This is a genomic window from Nocardia sp. TBRC8007 (assembly GCF_056629435.1).
On the sequence record NZ_JBWSOR010000003.1, the window covers coordinates 259,741 to 275,172 of the forward strand.

13 protein-coding genes are annotated in these 15,432 nt (G+C 62.9%); 4 read left to right on the forward strand and 9 right to left on the reverse strand.

The window, feature by feature from the left end; genetic code table 11:
* Positions 1-303 precede the first annotated feature (303 nt).
* Both ACX4ZE_RS05395 and ACX4ZE_RS05400 read left to right on the forward strand, forming a co-directional pair.
* The gene (locus ACX4ZE_RS05395; protein ID WP_480272177.1) at positions 304-1,068 is read left to right on the forward strand and encodes an SDR family oxidoreductase; all 765 of its coding nucleotides are present in this window, start codon (positions 304-306) and stop codon (positions 1,066-1,068) included.
* Between the two features lie 207 nt (positions 1,069-1,275).
* Positions 1,276-2,004, forward strand: a complete 729-nt coding sequence (locus ACX4ZE_RS05400) for a methyltransferase domain-containing protein (RefSeq protein WP_480272178.1) — start codon at positions 1,276-1,278, stop codon at positions 2,002-2,004.
* Positions 2,005-2,450: 446 nt separating this feature from the next.
* On the opposite strand, the gene ACX4ZE_RS05405 is transcribed toward ACX4ZE_RS05400, so the two are convergent.
* A complete protein-coding gene (locus ACX4ZE_RS05405; RefSeq protein WP_480272179.1) occupies positions 2,451-3,302 on the reverse strand; it encodes a glycosyltransferase family 2 protein in 852 nt (283 codons plus the stop codon).
* A gap of 692 nt (positions 3,303-3,994) precedes the next feature.
* Between ACX4ZE_RS05405 and ACX4ZE_RS05410 the strand changes: the two genes are divergently transcribed.
* Positions 3,995-5,092, forward strand: coding sequence for a lycopene cyclase family protein (locus ACX4ZE_RS05410; protein ID WP_480272180.1), 1,098 nt, complete (start codon positions 3,995-3,997; stop codon positions 5,090-5,092).
* Positions 5,093-5,431: 339 nt separating this feature from the next.
* The gene (ku, locus tag ACX4ZE_RS05415; RefSeq protein ID WP_480272181.1) at positions 5,432-6,385 is read left to right on the forward strand and encodes a non-homologous end joining protein Ku; all 954 of its coding nucleotides are present in this window, start codon (positions 5,432-5,434) and stop codon (positions 6,383-6,385) included.
* Positions 6,386-6,455: 70 nt separating this feature from the next.
* Here the strand turns inward: ku and ACX4ZE_RS05420 are convergent, their stop codons facing one another.
* From ACX4ZE_RS05420 to ACX4ZE_RS05455, 8 genes are all read right to left on the reverse strand, one after another.
* Positions 6,456-7,076, reverse strand: coding sequence for a hypothetical protein (locus ACX4ZE_RS05420; protein ID WP_480272182.1), 621 nt, complete (start codon positions 7,074-7,076; stop codon positions 6,456-6,458).
* A gap of 142 nt (positions 7,077-7,218) precedes the next feature.
* A complete protein-coding gene (locus tag ACX4ZE_RS05425) occupies positions 7,219-7,617 on the reverse strand; it encodes a metal-sulfur cluster assembly factor (protein WP_480272183.1) in 399 nt (132 codons plus the stop codon).
* A complete protein-coding gene (gene sufU, locus ACX4ZE_RS05430; protein ID WP_480272184.1) occupies positions 7,614-8,111 on the reverse strand; it encodes a Fe-S cluster assembly sulfur transfer protein SufU in 498 nt (165 codons plus the stop codon). Before sufU ends, ACX4ZE_RS05425 begins: the two co-directional genes overlap by 4 nt.
* A gap of 55 nt (positions 8,112-8,166) precedes the next feature.
* Complete coding sequence (locus ACX4ZE_RS05435) at positions 8,167-9,438, reverse strand: cysteine desulfurase (RefSeq protein ID WP_480272185.1); 1,272 nt, start codon at positions 9,436-9,438, stop codon at positions 8,167-8,169.
* A 1-nt stretch (position 9,439) separates the two neighbouring features.
* Positions 9,440-10,216, reverse strand: a complete 777-nt coding sequence (sufC, locus tag ACX4ZE_RS05440) for a Fe-S cluster assembly ATPase SufC (RefSeq protein WP_480272186.1) — start codon at positions 10,214-10,216, stop codon at positions 9,440-9,442.
* Between the two features lie 35 nt (positions 10,217-10,251).
* Positions 10,252-11,430, reverse strand: a complete 1,179-nt coding sequence (gene sufD, locus ACX4ZE_RS05445; protein WP_480272187.1) for a Fe-S cluster assembly protein SufD — start codon at positions 11,428-11,430, stop codon at positions 10,252-10,254.
* On the reverse strand, positions 11,430-13,943 hold the full coding sequence (gene sufB / locus ACX4ZE_RS05450) for a Fe-S cluster assembly protein SufB (protein WP_480272188.1): 2,514 nt from the start codon (positions 13,941-13,943) through the stop codon (positions 11,430-11,432). The genes sufD and sufB overlap by 1 nt, the downstream gene beginning before the upstream one ends.
* A complete protein-coding gene (locus tag ACX4ZE_RS05455) occupies positions 13,940-14,743 on the reverse strand; it encodes a helix-turn-helix transcriptional regulator (RefSeq protein ID WP_480272254.1) in 804 nt (267 codons plus the stop codon). The genes sufB and ACX4ZE_RS05455 overlap by 4 nt, the downstream gene beginning before the upstream one ends.
* Positions 14,744-15,432 lie beyond the last annotated feature (689 nt).

Sequence of the window (15,432 nt, forward strand, 5' to 3'; positions counted from 1 at the left end):
CTCCTCCAGAGCTGATTCGAGGTGGCCGATACCGTCCTTTTAGAGCAGCTTGCCGCTACCGAACAGCGTGTCGAGACAAGTTCGTCATATACGCATACCCGAAATGATTACGTATATCCGAAATGATACTGCACACCGATCTCTGTCTGCGGAAACCCGCCGACCAGGCACCTCCCCACCATTGGAACGCCTTCGAGGGAACTCCTTCGAGCGAGCCCCGCCGAGCGGCAAGCGGCAGGCCCCACTGTCCGCATGTGACAGCGATAACGGAACGCACGCATCGCTACGCTACCGTGCGATGTCATGAGTACCGATCTATTGGGTAAGAGCGCGCTGATCACCGGGGCCAGCAGGGGAATCGGCAAGGCGGTCGCGGCCGAGCTACTCAGCCGCGGTGCGAACGTGCTGATCACCGCGCGTAAGAAGGATCCGCTGGAGGAGACGGCCGCCGAGCTGCGCGAGCTAGGACATCAAGGGCAAGTCATCTCCCTGGTCGGCAACTCAGGAGTCGAGGAAGATCGGGTGGAGGCGGTCGAGCGAGTGGTCGCGGAGTTCGGTTCACTGGACATCCTGGTCAACAACACCGGCATCAATCCGGTTTTCGGCGCGCTGATGGACGCCGACCTGGACGCGGTGCGCAAGATCTTCGACGTGAATGTGGTCGCCGCGCTCGGCTACCTCCAGCAGGCATACCAAGCGTGGATGCGCGACCATGGCGGCGCCGTGGTCAATGTGGCCAGTGTGGCCGGTATCCGCTCGACCGGGGTGATCGCCGCGTACGGCGCGTCCAAGGCCGCACTGATCCACCTCACCCAGGAACTCGCCTGGCAGCTCGGACCGAATGTCCGAGTGAACGCAGTCGCGCCAGGAGTGATCAAGACGAAATTCGCCCACGCGCTGTACTCGGCCGATGAAGAACGTGCGGCGAGCATCTACCCGATGAAGCGGTTGGGCACCCCGGAGGACGTGGCCCGCCTGATCGGATTCTTGGTCTCGGATGAGGCCGCGTGGATCACCGGTGAGACGGTGCGGGTGGACGGCGGGTTACTGGCGACCGGCGGTCTCTGACCTCGCTACGCAACAAGACTTCGGCTCGATAGACCAGCTCCACTGCGCGGTCACAGCCGAGGCCGGTAAACTTGCGCTTCTTCAAGAGGGGTGGAGCACCCCTTAGTCGGTACAGCAAGCATAGTCAAGGCACGAATATCCACTGTCTTTCATCTGAGATAGTGGAATACATCTGAGGTGGTGGAATAAAGGAGGGAAAGCCAATAAATGTCCGACTCTGACGAACAGTCGCCCGCCGAGACCTTCGGCCGAATCCTGGTCAGCTCCCGCTCACTCGACGAGTACCGGGCGATGTTCGCTCTCACCGACGCGGAACTCCGTTCACGAATCCTCGACTGTCCCAGTGGCGCGGCCGCATTCACTGCTGAGGTGAGCCTACTGGGCGGTGACGTCACCGCCTGCGATATCGCGTACTTCGATGATGGCATCGAGGAGGTCGTCGCAACCGCAATGGCTGAAGCCGAGCGAGGCAGCCAATTCGTGCGCACCCACCAGCACCTCTACAAGTGGACCTTCTTCGCCGATCCCGACCAGCACCGGCGCCGGCGCCGGAACGCGGCCGAATGCTTCGCCGCCCATGCCCGACACGATCCGAGCCGCTACGTCGCCGGACAGCTGCCCTCGCTTCCCTTCCCCGACAATGATTTCGACCTCGTTCTCAGCTCACACCTACTGTTCAGCTATGCCACAAACCTCGACTACGACTTCCATCTGCGCGCGCTGATCGAGCTGATGCGGGTCACACGGGAGGAGCTACGCGTCTTCCCGCTCGTACCGATCGGAGCAACCTCCCGCTACCCGCATCTGGGCAGGTTGCTCGCCGAGCTTCGCACCCACGACATCGACGCCCGGATCGTCGATGTCGACTACGAATTCCAGGCCGGAGGAGACGAAATGCTGATCTGCCGTTCGCTCGCCGACCAGGTGGCGCCCTGAACGGCGACAGCTGTCTGGGCGCTGTCGCCGAGTCCGATCGGCGATAGTGGCCAACGCTGTTCCCGCTAGCGCGGCTTCACGCCACCGGGCTGCGCCGTACGAAGCGTCAGGCGGCTATGTACTCGAAAACCCCCTGCGCTTCAGCTGTAAGGCCCCGTCCATAGACACAGAAGCAGCACACCGGGAGCTACTGCGGGGTCCGTGGCTATCGTCTCGATTCCGACCAGGGCGGCGGCGTAGCAGTGACCGATGTCAGCGGCTGACACCTTGGCCTCGGCATCTGCTACGGCCACAGCCCGTCCGACGCCTTCCACAGTTCCCTTGATGACCTCGACCATGTTCTCGGCAGGGCCGAAGTTATACAGACTCGAGTCGAAACTGGTCCCCAGCCCGAGCAATCCGGACAGAAGTAGTTCGAGAATCGTTCGTGGTGCCGGAATTCCGGTTCAGCCGCCCACTGCGGAGATCCGCTCGGCGCCGGGCCGGATGCTGAACCTCCGTCGGTCGAAGTCCCAGAATCGATAGATCGGCCATTGCACGGTGTGGGTCACCCAGGCACCCATAACAATGGCCCGATGCACCGGTCGCACCTGGAAGCCATGATCTGTGAGGGTGCGCAGGCCTATCATCTGGAATCGCCACCAGTGACGCGGGCTGGTGCGTCGTCGGCGAGAGGAGGTCTGGGCATGCATTTCGGTCAGTTGATCGATCCGGAACCCACGCTCGGCCAGGCACAGCGCCAAATCCAGATCCTCGGCGAGTTCCGCGCGCACTCGAGTACTGTCACGGACCTGCATCCACACATCACGACGGATCGCCATATTCGGGCCATACATATTGCCAACCGGGCCGCCGAGTTTGCCACAACGCTTCAGCACCCACTGTCCGAATGCCAGGAAGAAACCGATCGGGGAGTCGTGGTAAGTACACAGGCCCGTCACCGCAGCGGTCTCGGGATGTGCGGTCAAGAACTCGCGGATTACCGTAGACCAGTCGGTGGCAACGAGGGTATCCGCATCAGTGCGTGCAATGAATTCTCCACGAGCCTTGTCGAATCCGGCGTTACGCGCAGATGCGATGCCTCGGACGGGTTCGTGGACGAGTTCGATCTTCGGGTGGACAGCGGCGAGCTTGTAGACAATATCGATAGTGCCGTCATCACTGCCGTTATCGACGACGATCACCTCGTCGACAGCTTCCTGGGCAACCAGGCGCAGCAAAGTGCGCTCGATCACCTGGACTTCGTTGAGCGCTGGAATGACAACCGAGAGAGTAGGCAGAGCAGGAGAGTCCGTCATCAAGTTCTTTCTGTTTCCGAATGCTTGGTTCCGCAGGTTCTGAATGTGGGCGGCACTGTGACTTCAGTAGCGATGGTCGTGCCACCATGACATCCCCACTGTCCGGGCACCGCCGGTGCATCCGGCGCCCCGATGCAGCCTCTCGCCGAACCTCGGCTTTTCGACCTCCAGTAGACCTGCTGCACACCGCAGGTACGCGCATGCCGAGCGGCGACAGGGGCGCGTCGCACGCAACTACAACGCAATGCGTCCGTCATTGCCGAGAACGCGCCTCACCAACGCACTATGGCGACACACCGTCCTTCCGACAGCTGAGCGAAGTCCAACACAAACACCCCTCACTCTGCCCGCTGCAACACGAAGTCGCGATCGGAGAATCAACAATATGATGAAGCATTCTGCTTCAAGGAAGAAGCCGGACACAAATTCCACGTAATGCCGCGCCGAAACCCGACTCACCGCGTATCCACCGCTGTGGCAGCATCACTCATTCAAGCTCAGTAACAGCCCATGGCGCGATCGAAGGCGACGTCGAGTTCGAAGCGCCATACGAGCATGATGAGTGCAACTCGCCCGGCTGAAGTGCTGAGCCCGAATGCGTCGCACGGCTGCCGTACTCCGGACGAGCGAGACCATGAAAGGCTCGAGCGCATGCATCGAGACGCACCAGCGAAGACCCGGACGGACGTGGCATGACAACAGACCTCGTTATCTGTGGCTTCGGCCCGGCAGGTCGCGCTCTCGCGCACCGCAGCCTGGCACGCGGGCTCGCAGTTACCGTGGTGGATCCCGCACCGCGACGCAACTGGACAGCCACCTACGCGACCTGGGCTGATGAACTGCCGCACTGGCTGGCATCGAATGTCGTCGCCGCGACAGTCCCGCGACCGATAGCGTGGGGTACTCACGCGCACGCGATGGACCGCCCCTACGCGGTGTTGGATACCGTACGACTGCAGTCGTCGCTGTCAGTGGCCGGTGCTCGAGTGATCGCCGATCGCGCTGTCGAGATCACGCGCGAACAAGTGGTTTTGGCATCCGGGGCGATACTCACAGCGGACAGGGTGATCGACGCTCGCGGCCTCACCCGCTCCTCGAAACGAGCCGAGCAGACGGCCTACGGCCTGGTCGTGGACACCGACCGCTGTGCGGGACTCGTCCCACTGTTCATGGACTGGCGCGCCGATAACGGTGCTCCGGCCGATGCACCACGGTCGTTCCTCTATGCCGTGCCACTGGACGGTGAGCGAATGCTGCTGGAGGAGACCTGTCTCGCCGGTCGTCCCGCTCTGTCCAGTGCGCAACTTCGGGTGCGCCTGCGACACCGGTTACTTTCCAGGGGTATCCGGCTCACTGGTACCGAAACCGTTGAACACGTTCGCTTTCCAGTGCAGGGTGGCAAGCCTGGCCGACACCGGTTCGGAGCGAAGGGTGGGTTCCTGCATCCAGCGACCGGATACAGTATCGGCGCTGTCCTGACCACGGCCGATGCCATGGCAGCGGGCCTGCGGATATGGACCGCCCGAGCCCACGCCGTCCATCTGCTGCGCGAAGCGGGGCTGCGCGCCCTGCTCGCCCTGCCACCCGAGGATATTCCGCTGTTCTTCGACGCGTTCTTCACATTACCCGCGGCTGCCCAGCGCGAGTATTTGTCGGGCCACGCCGATCTCGGCGGTACTGTGACGGCGATGCGTTTGTTGTTCGAAGCTTTGCCATGGCGACTGCGGCGGCGTATAGCGACTGCGACACTGGGGATGACAATTCGCCCCCCACGCAGACGCGGTCGATGAATTGTTGCGATATCTGTCACCACAGATACTGGCAGGTCCGCGTTTCACAGTTGTCGATGTCGAGATCGATGGGCACGCGCTCACTGCCGAACAAATGGCACTCTGACACGGCAGCTACGCTTGCGTCGACACCACATCGGTATATCCGATACCTATCTGGATTCTCGACCGGATCTTCACTCATTGACCGGATTCGCGGATGATCGACGACAAGAATGCGATCTCCTGACACTCGAGCTTTCGGCACCGCAGACCACACACCCTACTTGTGCGACCGGAAACACCAAGTCGACCGAGTTTCGCCGCAAACGCGAACCTCTTGGAAAGTACGATCGATAGATGAGAGCGATCTGGACGGGCTCGATCGCGTTCGGGCTGGTGAATGTCCCGGTGAAAGTATACGCCGCCGCTGAGGACCACGACATTCGTTTCCATCAGGTCCATACCCGCGATGGCGGCCGGATCAGATACGACCGAGTGTGCTCCACATGTGGTCAGTCCGTCCCGTACAGCGATATCGACAAGGAGTACGAATCCCCGGACGGCGACAAAATCGTGCTGTCCGAAGCTGATTTGGCTACGCTGCCTGTGGCGGAGAAGCATGAGATTCCCGTCCTGCAATTCGTGCCATCCGACCAGATCGACCCGATACTCTTCGAGAAGAGCTACTACCTGGAACCGGACTCCGGTACGCCGAAAGCGTACGCGCTGTTGGCCGCGACGCTCGCGAAAATCGAGCGCACCGCTTTGGTGCATTTCACCCTGCGGCAGAAGACCAGGCTCGCCGCATTACGCGTGCGCGATGGCATTCTGGTACTGCAGACACTGCTGTGGCCGGACGAGATCCGCGTCGCCGACTTCGAACCCCTGGCCGAGATCACCCGCCCCCGACCTAGAGAGATCGCGCTGGCGGAGACGCTGATCGAGACCATGTCCGATGACTTCGATCCGAACCAGTTCACCGACGAATACCAAAAAGAGCTCAAGCTCCTTCTGGATGAAACGATCGCCGAGGGCACCGGGAAAGCGCCCGAGCATCCCGCGCCCACACCGAGCGAGATGGAAACCGAGGTGGTCGATCTGATCGCCGCGCTGCAACGCAGCCTGGAGGCAGGCGGGCACTGGAAGGCAGGCAGCGGTTCCAGCAAGACCTCGCCGAAGCGGGCGCCCGAGAAGACCTCGGCAGGCCGCGGCACAACCAGGAACTCAGCGGCCAAGAGTACGACGGCGAAGAAGACGACGCCCGCGAAGAAATCAGCCAAGAAAACCACGGCCACCCATAAGGGGGCCTGACTTCTCCGACCGAGCCCACCTCCAGGGCGGCCACACGCGCGGCATCGGATACACCCAGGTGATCGGTCGGTCAGTCCCGTGCCGCGTGCTCACGACCCGCGTGGAAGAACTGCAGCAGAGCGGAGACGGTATTCACCTCGGCCTGTGGCCTTAGTGCACCAAAAGACGCGTTCCAGAAATCACCTGTACGCGGCGTCCACGGGCCGATGTAGGCATACGGTCCCGCGTGCATGTCGTCGCCTGGCGACACACCGAAGTTCACCTCGCCGATGGTGCATGCCACGTCGAAATGCTCCGACCAGAGCACCGGCGTCACCTCGGGCACCAGACCGCGTAACGCCTCGTCGCCCAAGGCGAACCACCCCTCGATCAGCTTGGCCACTGCCGGATCAACCTCGAGTGCCGCGTCGAGATCGACCCCCGTGGTGTCTTCGTACACTCCCTCCGGCGCCCCTGGCGCGATACCCGCCGCCAGCGCGACCTCCCGATAGGTACCCGCGAGCCGGGTTCGCCCTTGCGGCCACACCAGCTCGGTGCCGATGATCGAAACGGGCCACTCGGCACCTCCGAATCCCCCCGGCACAATCCGCAACCGAATGGTGCCTGCTTCCCGATGCTGCGGCCCCGCGATCAGCAATTCCGCTGCCGCGTGCAGTGCCCGCCGGGACTGTCGATACGTTGTTTCGTCCACTTCCGCATCATCTCCGCTACCCCACGGACACGTCCGCGTTACACGCGATAATCGACCTGATTGCTACAACGATCTCGGCGAACAGGTTCCCAGACGTCCGCGGTAGCCCACTCGTCGGGCAGCGCATTCCTGCCTCGGTGGGCTATACCGTGAATCCGAGGGCACGCAGCTGCTCGCGACCGTCCTCGGTGATCTTGTCCGGCCCCCAGGGAGGCATCCAGACCCAGTTGATTTTCATATCCTCCACCAGTCCGCTGCGCACCAGCGCATTGCGGGACTGGTCTTCGATGACATCGGTCAACGGACAGGCCGCCGAAGTCAGCGTCATATCGAGAACCGCGACATTGTCCTGTTCGATATGTAGTCCGTAGACCAGCCCCAGATCGACGACATTGATGCCGAGCTCAGGGTCGACGACATCGCGCATCGCCTCTTCGAGGTCCTCGAGCAGCTTGCCGTCCGCCGAGGAGAGCTCGGTCGATTCGGCTGTATCAGCGTGCTCGCCTTGTGTCGCGGTGCTGGTACCCGGTGTATCGCTCATGACAATTCCCTGTTTCCCATCGAAGTCTTCGTTTCCGCCGCGGTGCTCGCGGGCTGCTGGGGGCCGATCCGAAGCACAGCGTCCTTGAACGCCATCCATCCGAGCAGCGCGCATTTCACCCGCGCGGGATACTTCGATACTCCCGCGAGAGCGATGCCGTCGCCGAGCACGTCCTCATCGCCCTCGATGGCGCCACGGCTGGAGATCATCTCATTGTAGGAGTCGACCACCTCCAGCGCCTGACGCACCGGAAGACCGATGACCTGATCGGTCAGGATCGAAGTAGCGGCCTGACTGATCGAGCAGCCTTGCCCGTCATAGGAAACGTCGGCGACATCGCCGTTATCGCCGAGCCGCACGCGCAAGGTCACCTCGTCACCGCAGGTCGGGTTCACGTGGTGCACCTCGACCCCGTACGGCTCCCGCAGCCCGCGGTGGTGCGGGTACTTGTAGTGGTCCAGGATCACTTCCTGGTACATCTGCTCCATACGCATGTCTCAGGCAACTCCACTGTGTCTCATCGTCGACGCTCGCTGGGCGCACGTATGTCTAGACGTCGGCGTTCGCTGTGCGCACGCCGAAAAAGGTCTGGGCCTTTCGCACCGCGGCGACCAGCGCGTCCACCTCGACGAGGGTGTTGTAGACCGCGAACGAGGCGCGCGCGGTGGCGGCGATGCCGAAACGGCGATGCAATGGCCACGCACAATGGTGGCCCACCCGGATCGCGACGCCCTCATCGTCCAGGATCTGCCCGACATCGTGGGCATGGATGCCGTCGACCACGAACGACACCGCGCCACCGCGGTCGATGTTCTCAGTGGGGCCGATAATACGCACGCCATCGATGTCGGCCAGTCCCGCCAGCGCCGCACTGACCAGCGTGTGTTCGTGCGCAGCAACAGCTTCCATGCCGATCTGTTCCAAATACCGTACAGCCGCGCCCAACCCGACCACCTGCGAGGTCATCGGCACACCGGCCTCGAACCGCTGCGGTGGCGGGGCGTAGGTGCTGTGGTCCATGAAGACCGTCTCGATCATCGATCCGCCGGTGATGAACGGCGGTGTCTCCGCCAGCAGCGCCCGGCGGCCGTAAAGTACGCCGACACCGGAGGGGCCGAGCATCTTGTGGCCGGAAAACGCGGCGAAATCGACACCGAGCGTATGGAAGTCCACCGGCATGTGCGGTACCGATTGGCACGCGTCCAGCACCACCAGCGCATCCACCTCCCTGGCTCGTCGCACCAGCTCGGCGACTGGGGCGACGGCGCCGGTGACATTGGACTGGTGGGTGAACGCGACCACCTTGGTGGCAGGCGACAACTCGAGCGAGTCCAGGTCGATCCGGCCGTCCTCGGTGACGCCGTACCACTTCAGGGCGGCGCCAGTGCGGCGGGCCAGCTCTTGCCAGGGCACGAGATTCGCATGATGCTCCAGCTCTGTGATGACGATCTCGTCCCCAGGACCGACGTGGTACGGGAACCGGTCATCGCCGAACGCGTAGGTCACCAGGTTCAGCGACTCGGTGGCGTTCTTGGTGAACACGATCTCGCCCGCGTCGGCACCGACGAAACGTGCGATGTCGGCCCGCGCGCCCTCGTAGGCGTCGGTAGCCTCCTCGGCCAACTGGTGCGCACCGCGGTGCACCGCCGAGTTGCTGGTGGTCAGAAAGTCCCGTTCGGCCTCCAGTACGGCTACCGGCCGCTGCGCTGTCGCGCCGGAATCCAGGTACACCAGTGGTTTCCCGTCTCGAACCGTACGGCTCAAGATCGGGAAGCCCGCCCGGATTCGAGCGACATCGATAGTGCGGACCGTCGTGGTCATGTCAGGCTCCAGCGGTGGCGGTCTGAGTGAAACGGACATAGCCGTTGGCGTCGAGTTCCTCGGCGAGTTCTGGACCGCCCTCGGCGACGATGCGTCCGCCGACGAAGACGTGCACGAACTGCGGCTGGATGTAGCGCAGGATGCGCGTATAGTGCGTGATCAACAGGATGCCGCCGTTCTCGCGCTCCTTGTAGCGGTTGACGCCCTCGGAGACAATGCGCAACGCGTCGACATCCAGACCGGAGTCGGTCTCGTCCAGGATCGCTAGCTTCGGCGCGAGCAAGCCCAACTGCAGGATCTCATGGCGCTTCTTCTCTCCGCCGGAGAATCCTTCGTTCACGCTGCGGTCGGCGAAGGCGGGGTCGATCTCCAACTCGCTCATCGACCCTTTCACCTCCTTGACCCAGTGCCGCAACTTGGGCGCCTCGCCGCGTACGGCGGTGACGGCGGTGCGCAGGAAGTTCGACATCGAGACGCCGGGCACCTCGACCGGGTACTGCATCGCGAGGAACAGTCCCGCACGCGCACGTTCGTCGACCGACATCGCCAGCACGTCCTCGCCGTCAAGAGTGATCGAACCGGAGGTCACCGTGTATTTCGGGTGGCCGGCGATCGCATAGGACAGGGTCGACTTGCCGGAGCCGTTGGGCCCCATGATGGCGTGCGTCTCACCGGATCTCACCGTGAGGTTCACGCCTTTGAGGATCTGGATGGGCGCACCGGACTCGTCGGGGTTGGCGACCTCGACGTGCAGGTCCTTGATTTCCAGAGTGGTCATCGAATTCGAGTTCCTTTGCGGGTATGAGTCGTTGATCAGGCGCCGATGGCGGCGAGTTCGGCTTCGATGGCCGCCTCCAACCGTTCCCGGACCTCGGGTACCGCGATCTTTTGGATGATCTCGTGGAAGAATCCGCGCACCACGAGCCGACGGGCGGTACTCTCCGGGATGCCGCGGGCACGTAGATAGAACAGCTGCTCGTCATCGAATCTTCCGGTCGCCGAGGCGTGTCCGGCACCGACGATCTCGCCGGTCTCGATCTCCAGGTTCGGTACCGAGTCGGCCCTGGCACCGTCGGTGAGCACCAGGTTGCGATTCACCTCGAAAGTATCGGTTCCCTCAGCTGTGGCGCGGATGAGCACATCACCGACCCACACAGTACGGGCATCGCCCTTCGAAGAGTGTGGATCGCCTTGCAACGCCCCTTTGTAGAGCACATTGGACTTGCAGTTCGGGACCGCGTGGTCGACGAGCAGGCGCTGTTCGAAATGCTGACCCGCGTCGGCGAAGTAGAGACCGAGCAGTTCGGCATCACCGCCGGTCCCGGCGTAGCGGACCGTGCCGGTCAGGCGCACCAGGTCGCCGCCAAGGGTCACCGAAGTGTGCCGCAGGGTGGCGTCGCGGCCGAGCGCAGCATGATGCGCGGTCGCGTGGACAGCGTCGTCGGCCCAGTCCTGCACCGCGACAACAGTCAGCGCGGCGGAGTCGCCGAGCACGAATTCCACGTTCTCCGCGTATGTTCCACTGCCGCGCTGATCAATGATCACGGTCGCCCGAGCGAAGGGATCCAAACGGATCTGCAGGTGACCGTAGGCGGTCCTGCCCGCGCCAGGACCGGTGATCGCGACAGTCACCGGTGCGGCGATCTCGACCTCCGCGCCGACCGAAACGATAGTGGCCTGTTCGAAACCTGAGTAAGCTTGCGCAGCAACACGATCAGACGGCACGCCGCCCTCGCCGAGCCTGGGATCGGCACGATCCACGGTCTCCACCGCCACGCCGTCTACCACGGTGACCTCGACGCTCGCGCGGCCATCGCTGGGCGCGGTGCCGTCATGCAATCCACGCAGTCGACGCAGCGGCGTGAACCGCCACGCCTCGTCCTTACCCGAAGGCACTTCGAAGGCGTCCACCTGGAAGGAGGTGAATACCTCACCTTTGTTGATCACGGGGGTGCGGGCCTCGGCCGCTTCGGCAACATTCTGCACTGCCATCAGCCGACGGCTCCTTCCATCTGCAGTTCGATCAGGCGATTCAATTCGAGTGCGTATTCCATCGGCAGTTCTTTGGCGATCGGCTCGACAAAACCGCGCACCACCATCGCCATCGCCTCGTCCTCGGTGAGGCCGCGGCTCATCAGGTAGAACAACTGGTCCTCGGAGACCTTCGAGACAGTCGCCTCGTGCCCCATGGTCACCTCGTCCTCGCGGATGTCCACATAGGGGTAGGTGTCGGAACGGCTGACCGTGTCGACCAGCAGCGCATCGCATTTCACTGTCGATTTCGAGCCGTGCGCACCCTTGTTCACCTGGACCAGGCCCCGGTAAGAGGCGCGACCACCACCACGAGCCACCGACTTCGACACGATGGTCGAGGAGGTGTGCGGCGCCAGGTGCAGCATCTTCGCACCGGTGTCCTGGTGCTGGCCCTCGCCTGCGAATGCCACCGAGAGCACCTCACCCTTGGCGTATTCGCCGGTCATCCAGACCGCCGGGTACTTCATGGTGACCTTGGAGCCGATATTGCCGTCGATCCACTCCATGGTCGCTCCGGCCTCCGCCTTGGCCCGCTTGGTGACCAGGTTGTAGACATTGTTCGACCAGTTCTGGATGGTGGTGTAGCGAACCCGCGCGTGTGGCTTCACAATGATCTCCACCACCGCCGAGTGCAGCGAATCCGACTTGTAGATCGGCGCAGTGCAATTATGCACCGCGAAGCCGTAAGCCAGGTAGCTATCGGGCGCTTCGACATCGAGGTTGTACACGGGCTCATGTGCATCCCGCACGGCCAGTTTCTTGATCGGCACGGCGAAGTAGTCGCCGCAATCCCGCACCTGCTTCGGGCCGCGTCCGCCCTCAGTCCACTGCACTTGGTACAGGTCTTCACGGACGATGTCACGACCTTGGATGGTCTCGGGACCGCCAGGCCGACGCAGTTCGACGGTCGCGAAGTGCCCTAACCGGGCGAGGATCGCTTGCAATTGGAAAGCCCACACACGCGATGTAGTGTGCGCGCGCTTCCAGAGCGCACCATCACGTTCGGTGACATTGCCGTCGCCGTTCATGTAGGCATCGACGAGCTCTCGAAGGAATTCGCCATCCTGCCGCATCAAGGTGTCGGAGAGCTTCTTGTCGGCCGAGCCTGTGCCGATATGGCTCAGCATCGCCGAGTAACCGGCTTTCGTGTACACCAGCACACGTGCGGAGTGCTTCTCTTCCTCGATCAACACAGAACCGGGAGTGTCGTACAACTCTTTGCAGGCTTGTCGCACCTGCTCGATGTAATCGAATTCTTCACTGTGGAAAGAGAAGACCAGCGATGCGCAATTGTTGGTCAGCGTAGCGTGCCCCTCGGCCAGGTAGTATCCCGCCAGCCGGGCAAATTCGAGGGGCAGTACCGTTTTCGCCGGCACCGGCTTCGGCTTCGGATAGATGAGAAAATCGCCTTCGACGACATCCTTGGCCGCCATCCAACGCGGCTCCGCGCTGCGCAGCTTCGCGGAATCCACTTCGGGCAGCCATCCGTTGCGCGGCTTACGTGCCGTCCGGACTTCCGCACGCGGCACCACCAACAGCGGATGTTCGGCGGTCACCGAAAACGCGTTAGCGGAGGATATCGGAGTAAACGTGAACAGCTCGCCATTGAGATCGCGCATCTGCACGGCGGTCACCCGGTGGGCACAACCATCGTGACCGAGCACATGGTCGCCGACACGAATCGATTCGATCGGTCTCAGCCCGCCATCGGCCATGGTGACCAGCTCACCCACTGGCAAGCAGCCCTCCACGTAATGCACGTAGGCACCCTCGTCGGCAATGATCAGGGTCCGCTCGAACTGGCCCATATTCTCGGTGTTGATCCGGAAGTACGCCTGCAGCGGGATATCCACATGCACACCAGGCGGTACATAGATGAACGAACCGCCCGACCACACGGCGGTGTTCAGCGCCGAGAACTTGTTGTCTCCGGCGGGGATCACCGAACCGAAGTACCGCTGGAAGATCTCCGGATGCTCCTTGAGGCCGGTATCGGTGTCCAGGAAGATCACTCCCTGCGCCTCCAGATCCTCGCGGATCTGGTGGTAAACCACCTCCGATTCGTATTGCGCGGCGACACCGGCGACCAGGCGCTGCTTCTCCGCTTCCGGGATACCCAGCTTGTCGTAGGTGTTCTTGATGTCCTCCGGCAGCTCATCCCAGGACTCGGCCTGCTTCTCGGTCGAACGCACGAAGTACTTGATGTTGTCGAAATCGATGCCGTCGAGATCGGAGCCCCAGTGCGGCATCGGCTTGCGATCGAAGATACGCAGCGCCTTGAGCCGTTGTTCGAGCATCCACTCCGGTTCGTTCTTCTTCGCCGAGATATCGCGGACGACCGCCTCGGACAGACCTCGTTGCGCGCCGGCGCCGGCCGCATCCGAATCGGCCCAGCCATAACCGTATTTACCCAGCGAAGCAATAGTTTCTTCCTGAGTGAGCGGTTGCACCTGGTCGGTGGTCGTCGTCATTCGGCACTCCTTCTGGAGTCGTTCGTTCGTACCGCCGCGGGCTGCGCAGCGGTACGAGGGGACGTTTTCTTCCGAGCTATCGGCAGAACGAGCAGGGGCACGTGCGTGGTGCACGCACAGTCGCCGTTGGCGATCGTGGCCAGCCGCTGCACATGGGTGCCGAGCAGCTCCCGGAACACCTCCAGTTCGGCCGCGCACAGCTGCGGGAACTCCTCGGCGACATGCGAGACCGGACAGTGGTGTTGGCAGATCTGCACGCCCACGCCCACCTTGCGCGTGGCGGCAGCGAAACCGGCTGCGGTGAACGCCTCGGCGATCTCCTCGGCCTTCGCCGCGATCCGCTCAGCCTGCGCCGCGGACTGCTCCGGAGTGTGTAACGCGACCGGTTCGATCCCGGACACGATAGTGCGTGCCCGTTTGCGGGCGAACTCGGCAATGGCCTGATCCCCGCCGATTTCTCCGAGCTGCCGTATGGCGGCGCCGGCCAGATCGTCATAGGCGTGGCCGAGTGTGCCGCGTCCCGCCGCAGTGAGCTGGTATTGCTTGGCCGGGCGGCCCCGCCCCTTCTGCTGCCACGGCGCCGAGCGAGTGGCCCGCGCCTGGCCGGAGTCGATCAGGGCGTCCAGATGCCTGCGCACACCCGCCGGAGCCAGCCCAAGCCTGCTACCGATGGCGGTCGCGGTGATCGGCCCTTCTTCCAGAAGCAACCGGACGATGACCGCTCTGGTATGCCCTTCCCCGCTACCCGTTACGGGCGCGGCTGTCGACCCGACACCGGCGTCACCTTCCCGCAAACCCATGGTTTTCACAACATCAGTGTGGCGGAATTCGTTCCCGAAATCTAATAAGGGTGCCCTGACTTCCCGCCTGGACGTGTGTGCAGAACCCGGCTCGACACCATGACCGGACGTTCACACCCGCCGCCGTTATCGAATCGCGCTCACCTGAGCTGACCTGCGATAAGAAGCCCCATCACCGAAACCGATCGGCTTGGACCGCGTCCATTCGACGATCGCCATTGCACTATCCGAGCACGATCCCCCCGAGTGCGGCACAGTACCGAGCAACAGAAATGTGATTTGTCACACATTTATATTCGCCCGATAGCGACCGGCATCGAACACCGCGCCGCCATTCGACACACCGGCGATGCTTATCTCCACCGACCACACCGGATACGCAGAACCATTCCGCAGCACGCCGAGACGAGCTGACGGGGTCGGCGGCACTGTTCTAGGTTGGACGGCTCTAGGGCGAGATCGCACAGTCGCGGGGAACCGACCGATTCCAGGAACCGGTCGCGGGGACGGTTCGTTCGGCCGGAAGGCGCGTCAGTGAAAACGGTGCTGGGAAAACAGTGCCAGAAGAAAGGGTATCTGCCTCATGGCGATCACTGTGTCCGGCACGGGAGCATTCGGATGCCGACCGAACGGCGAACCCACCACGGCTACTTACCGATCCCGACGCCTGGGTGACCGCGAGCGGGTGG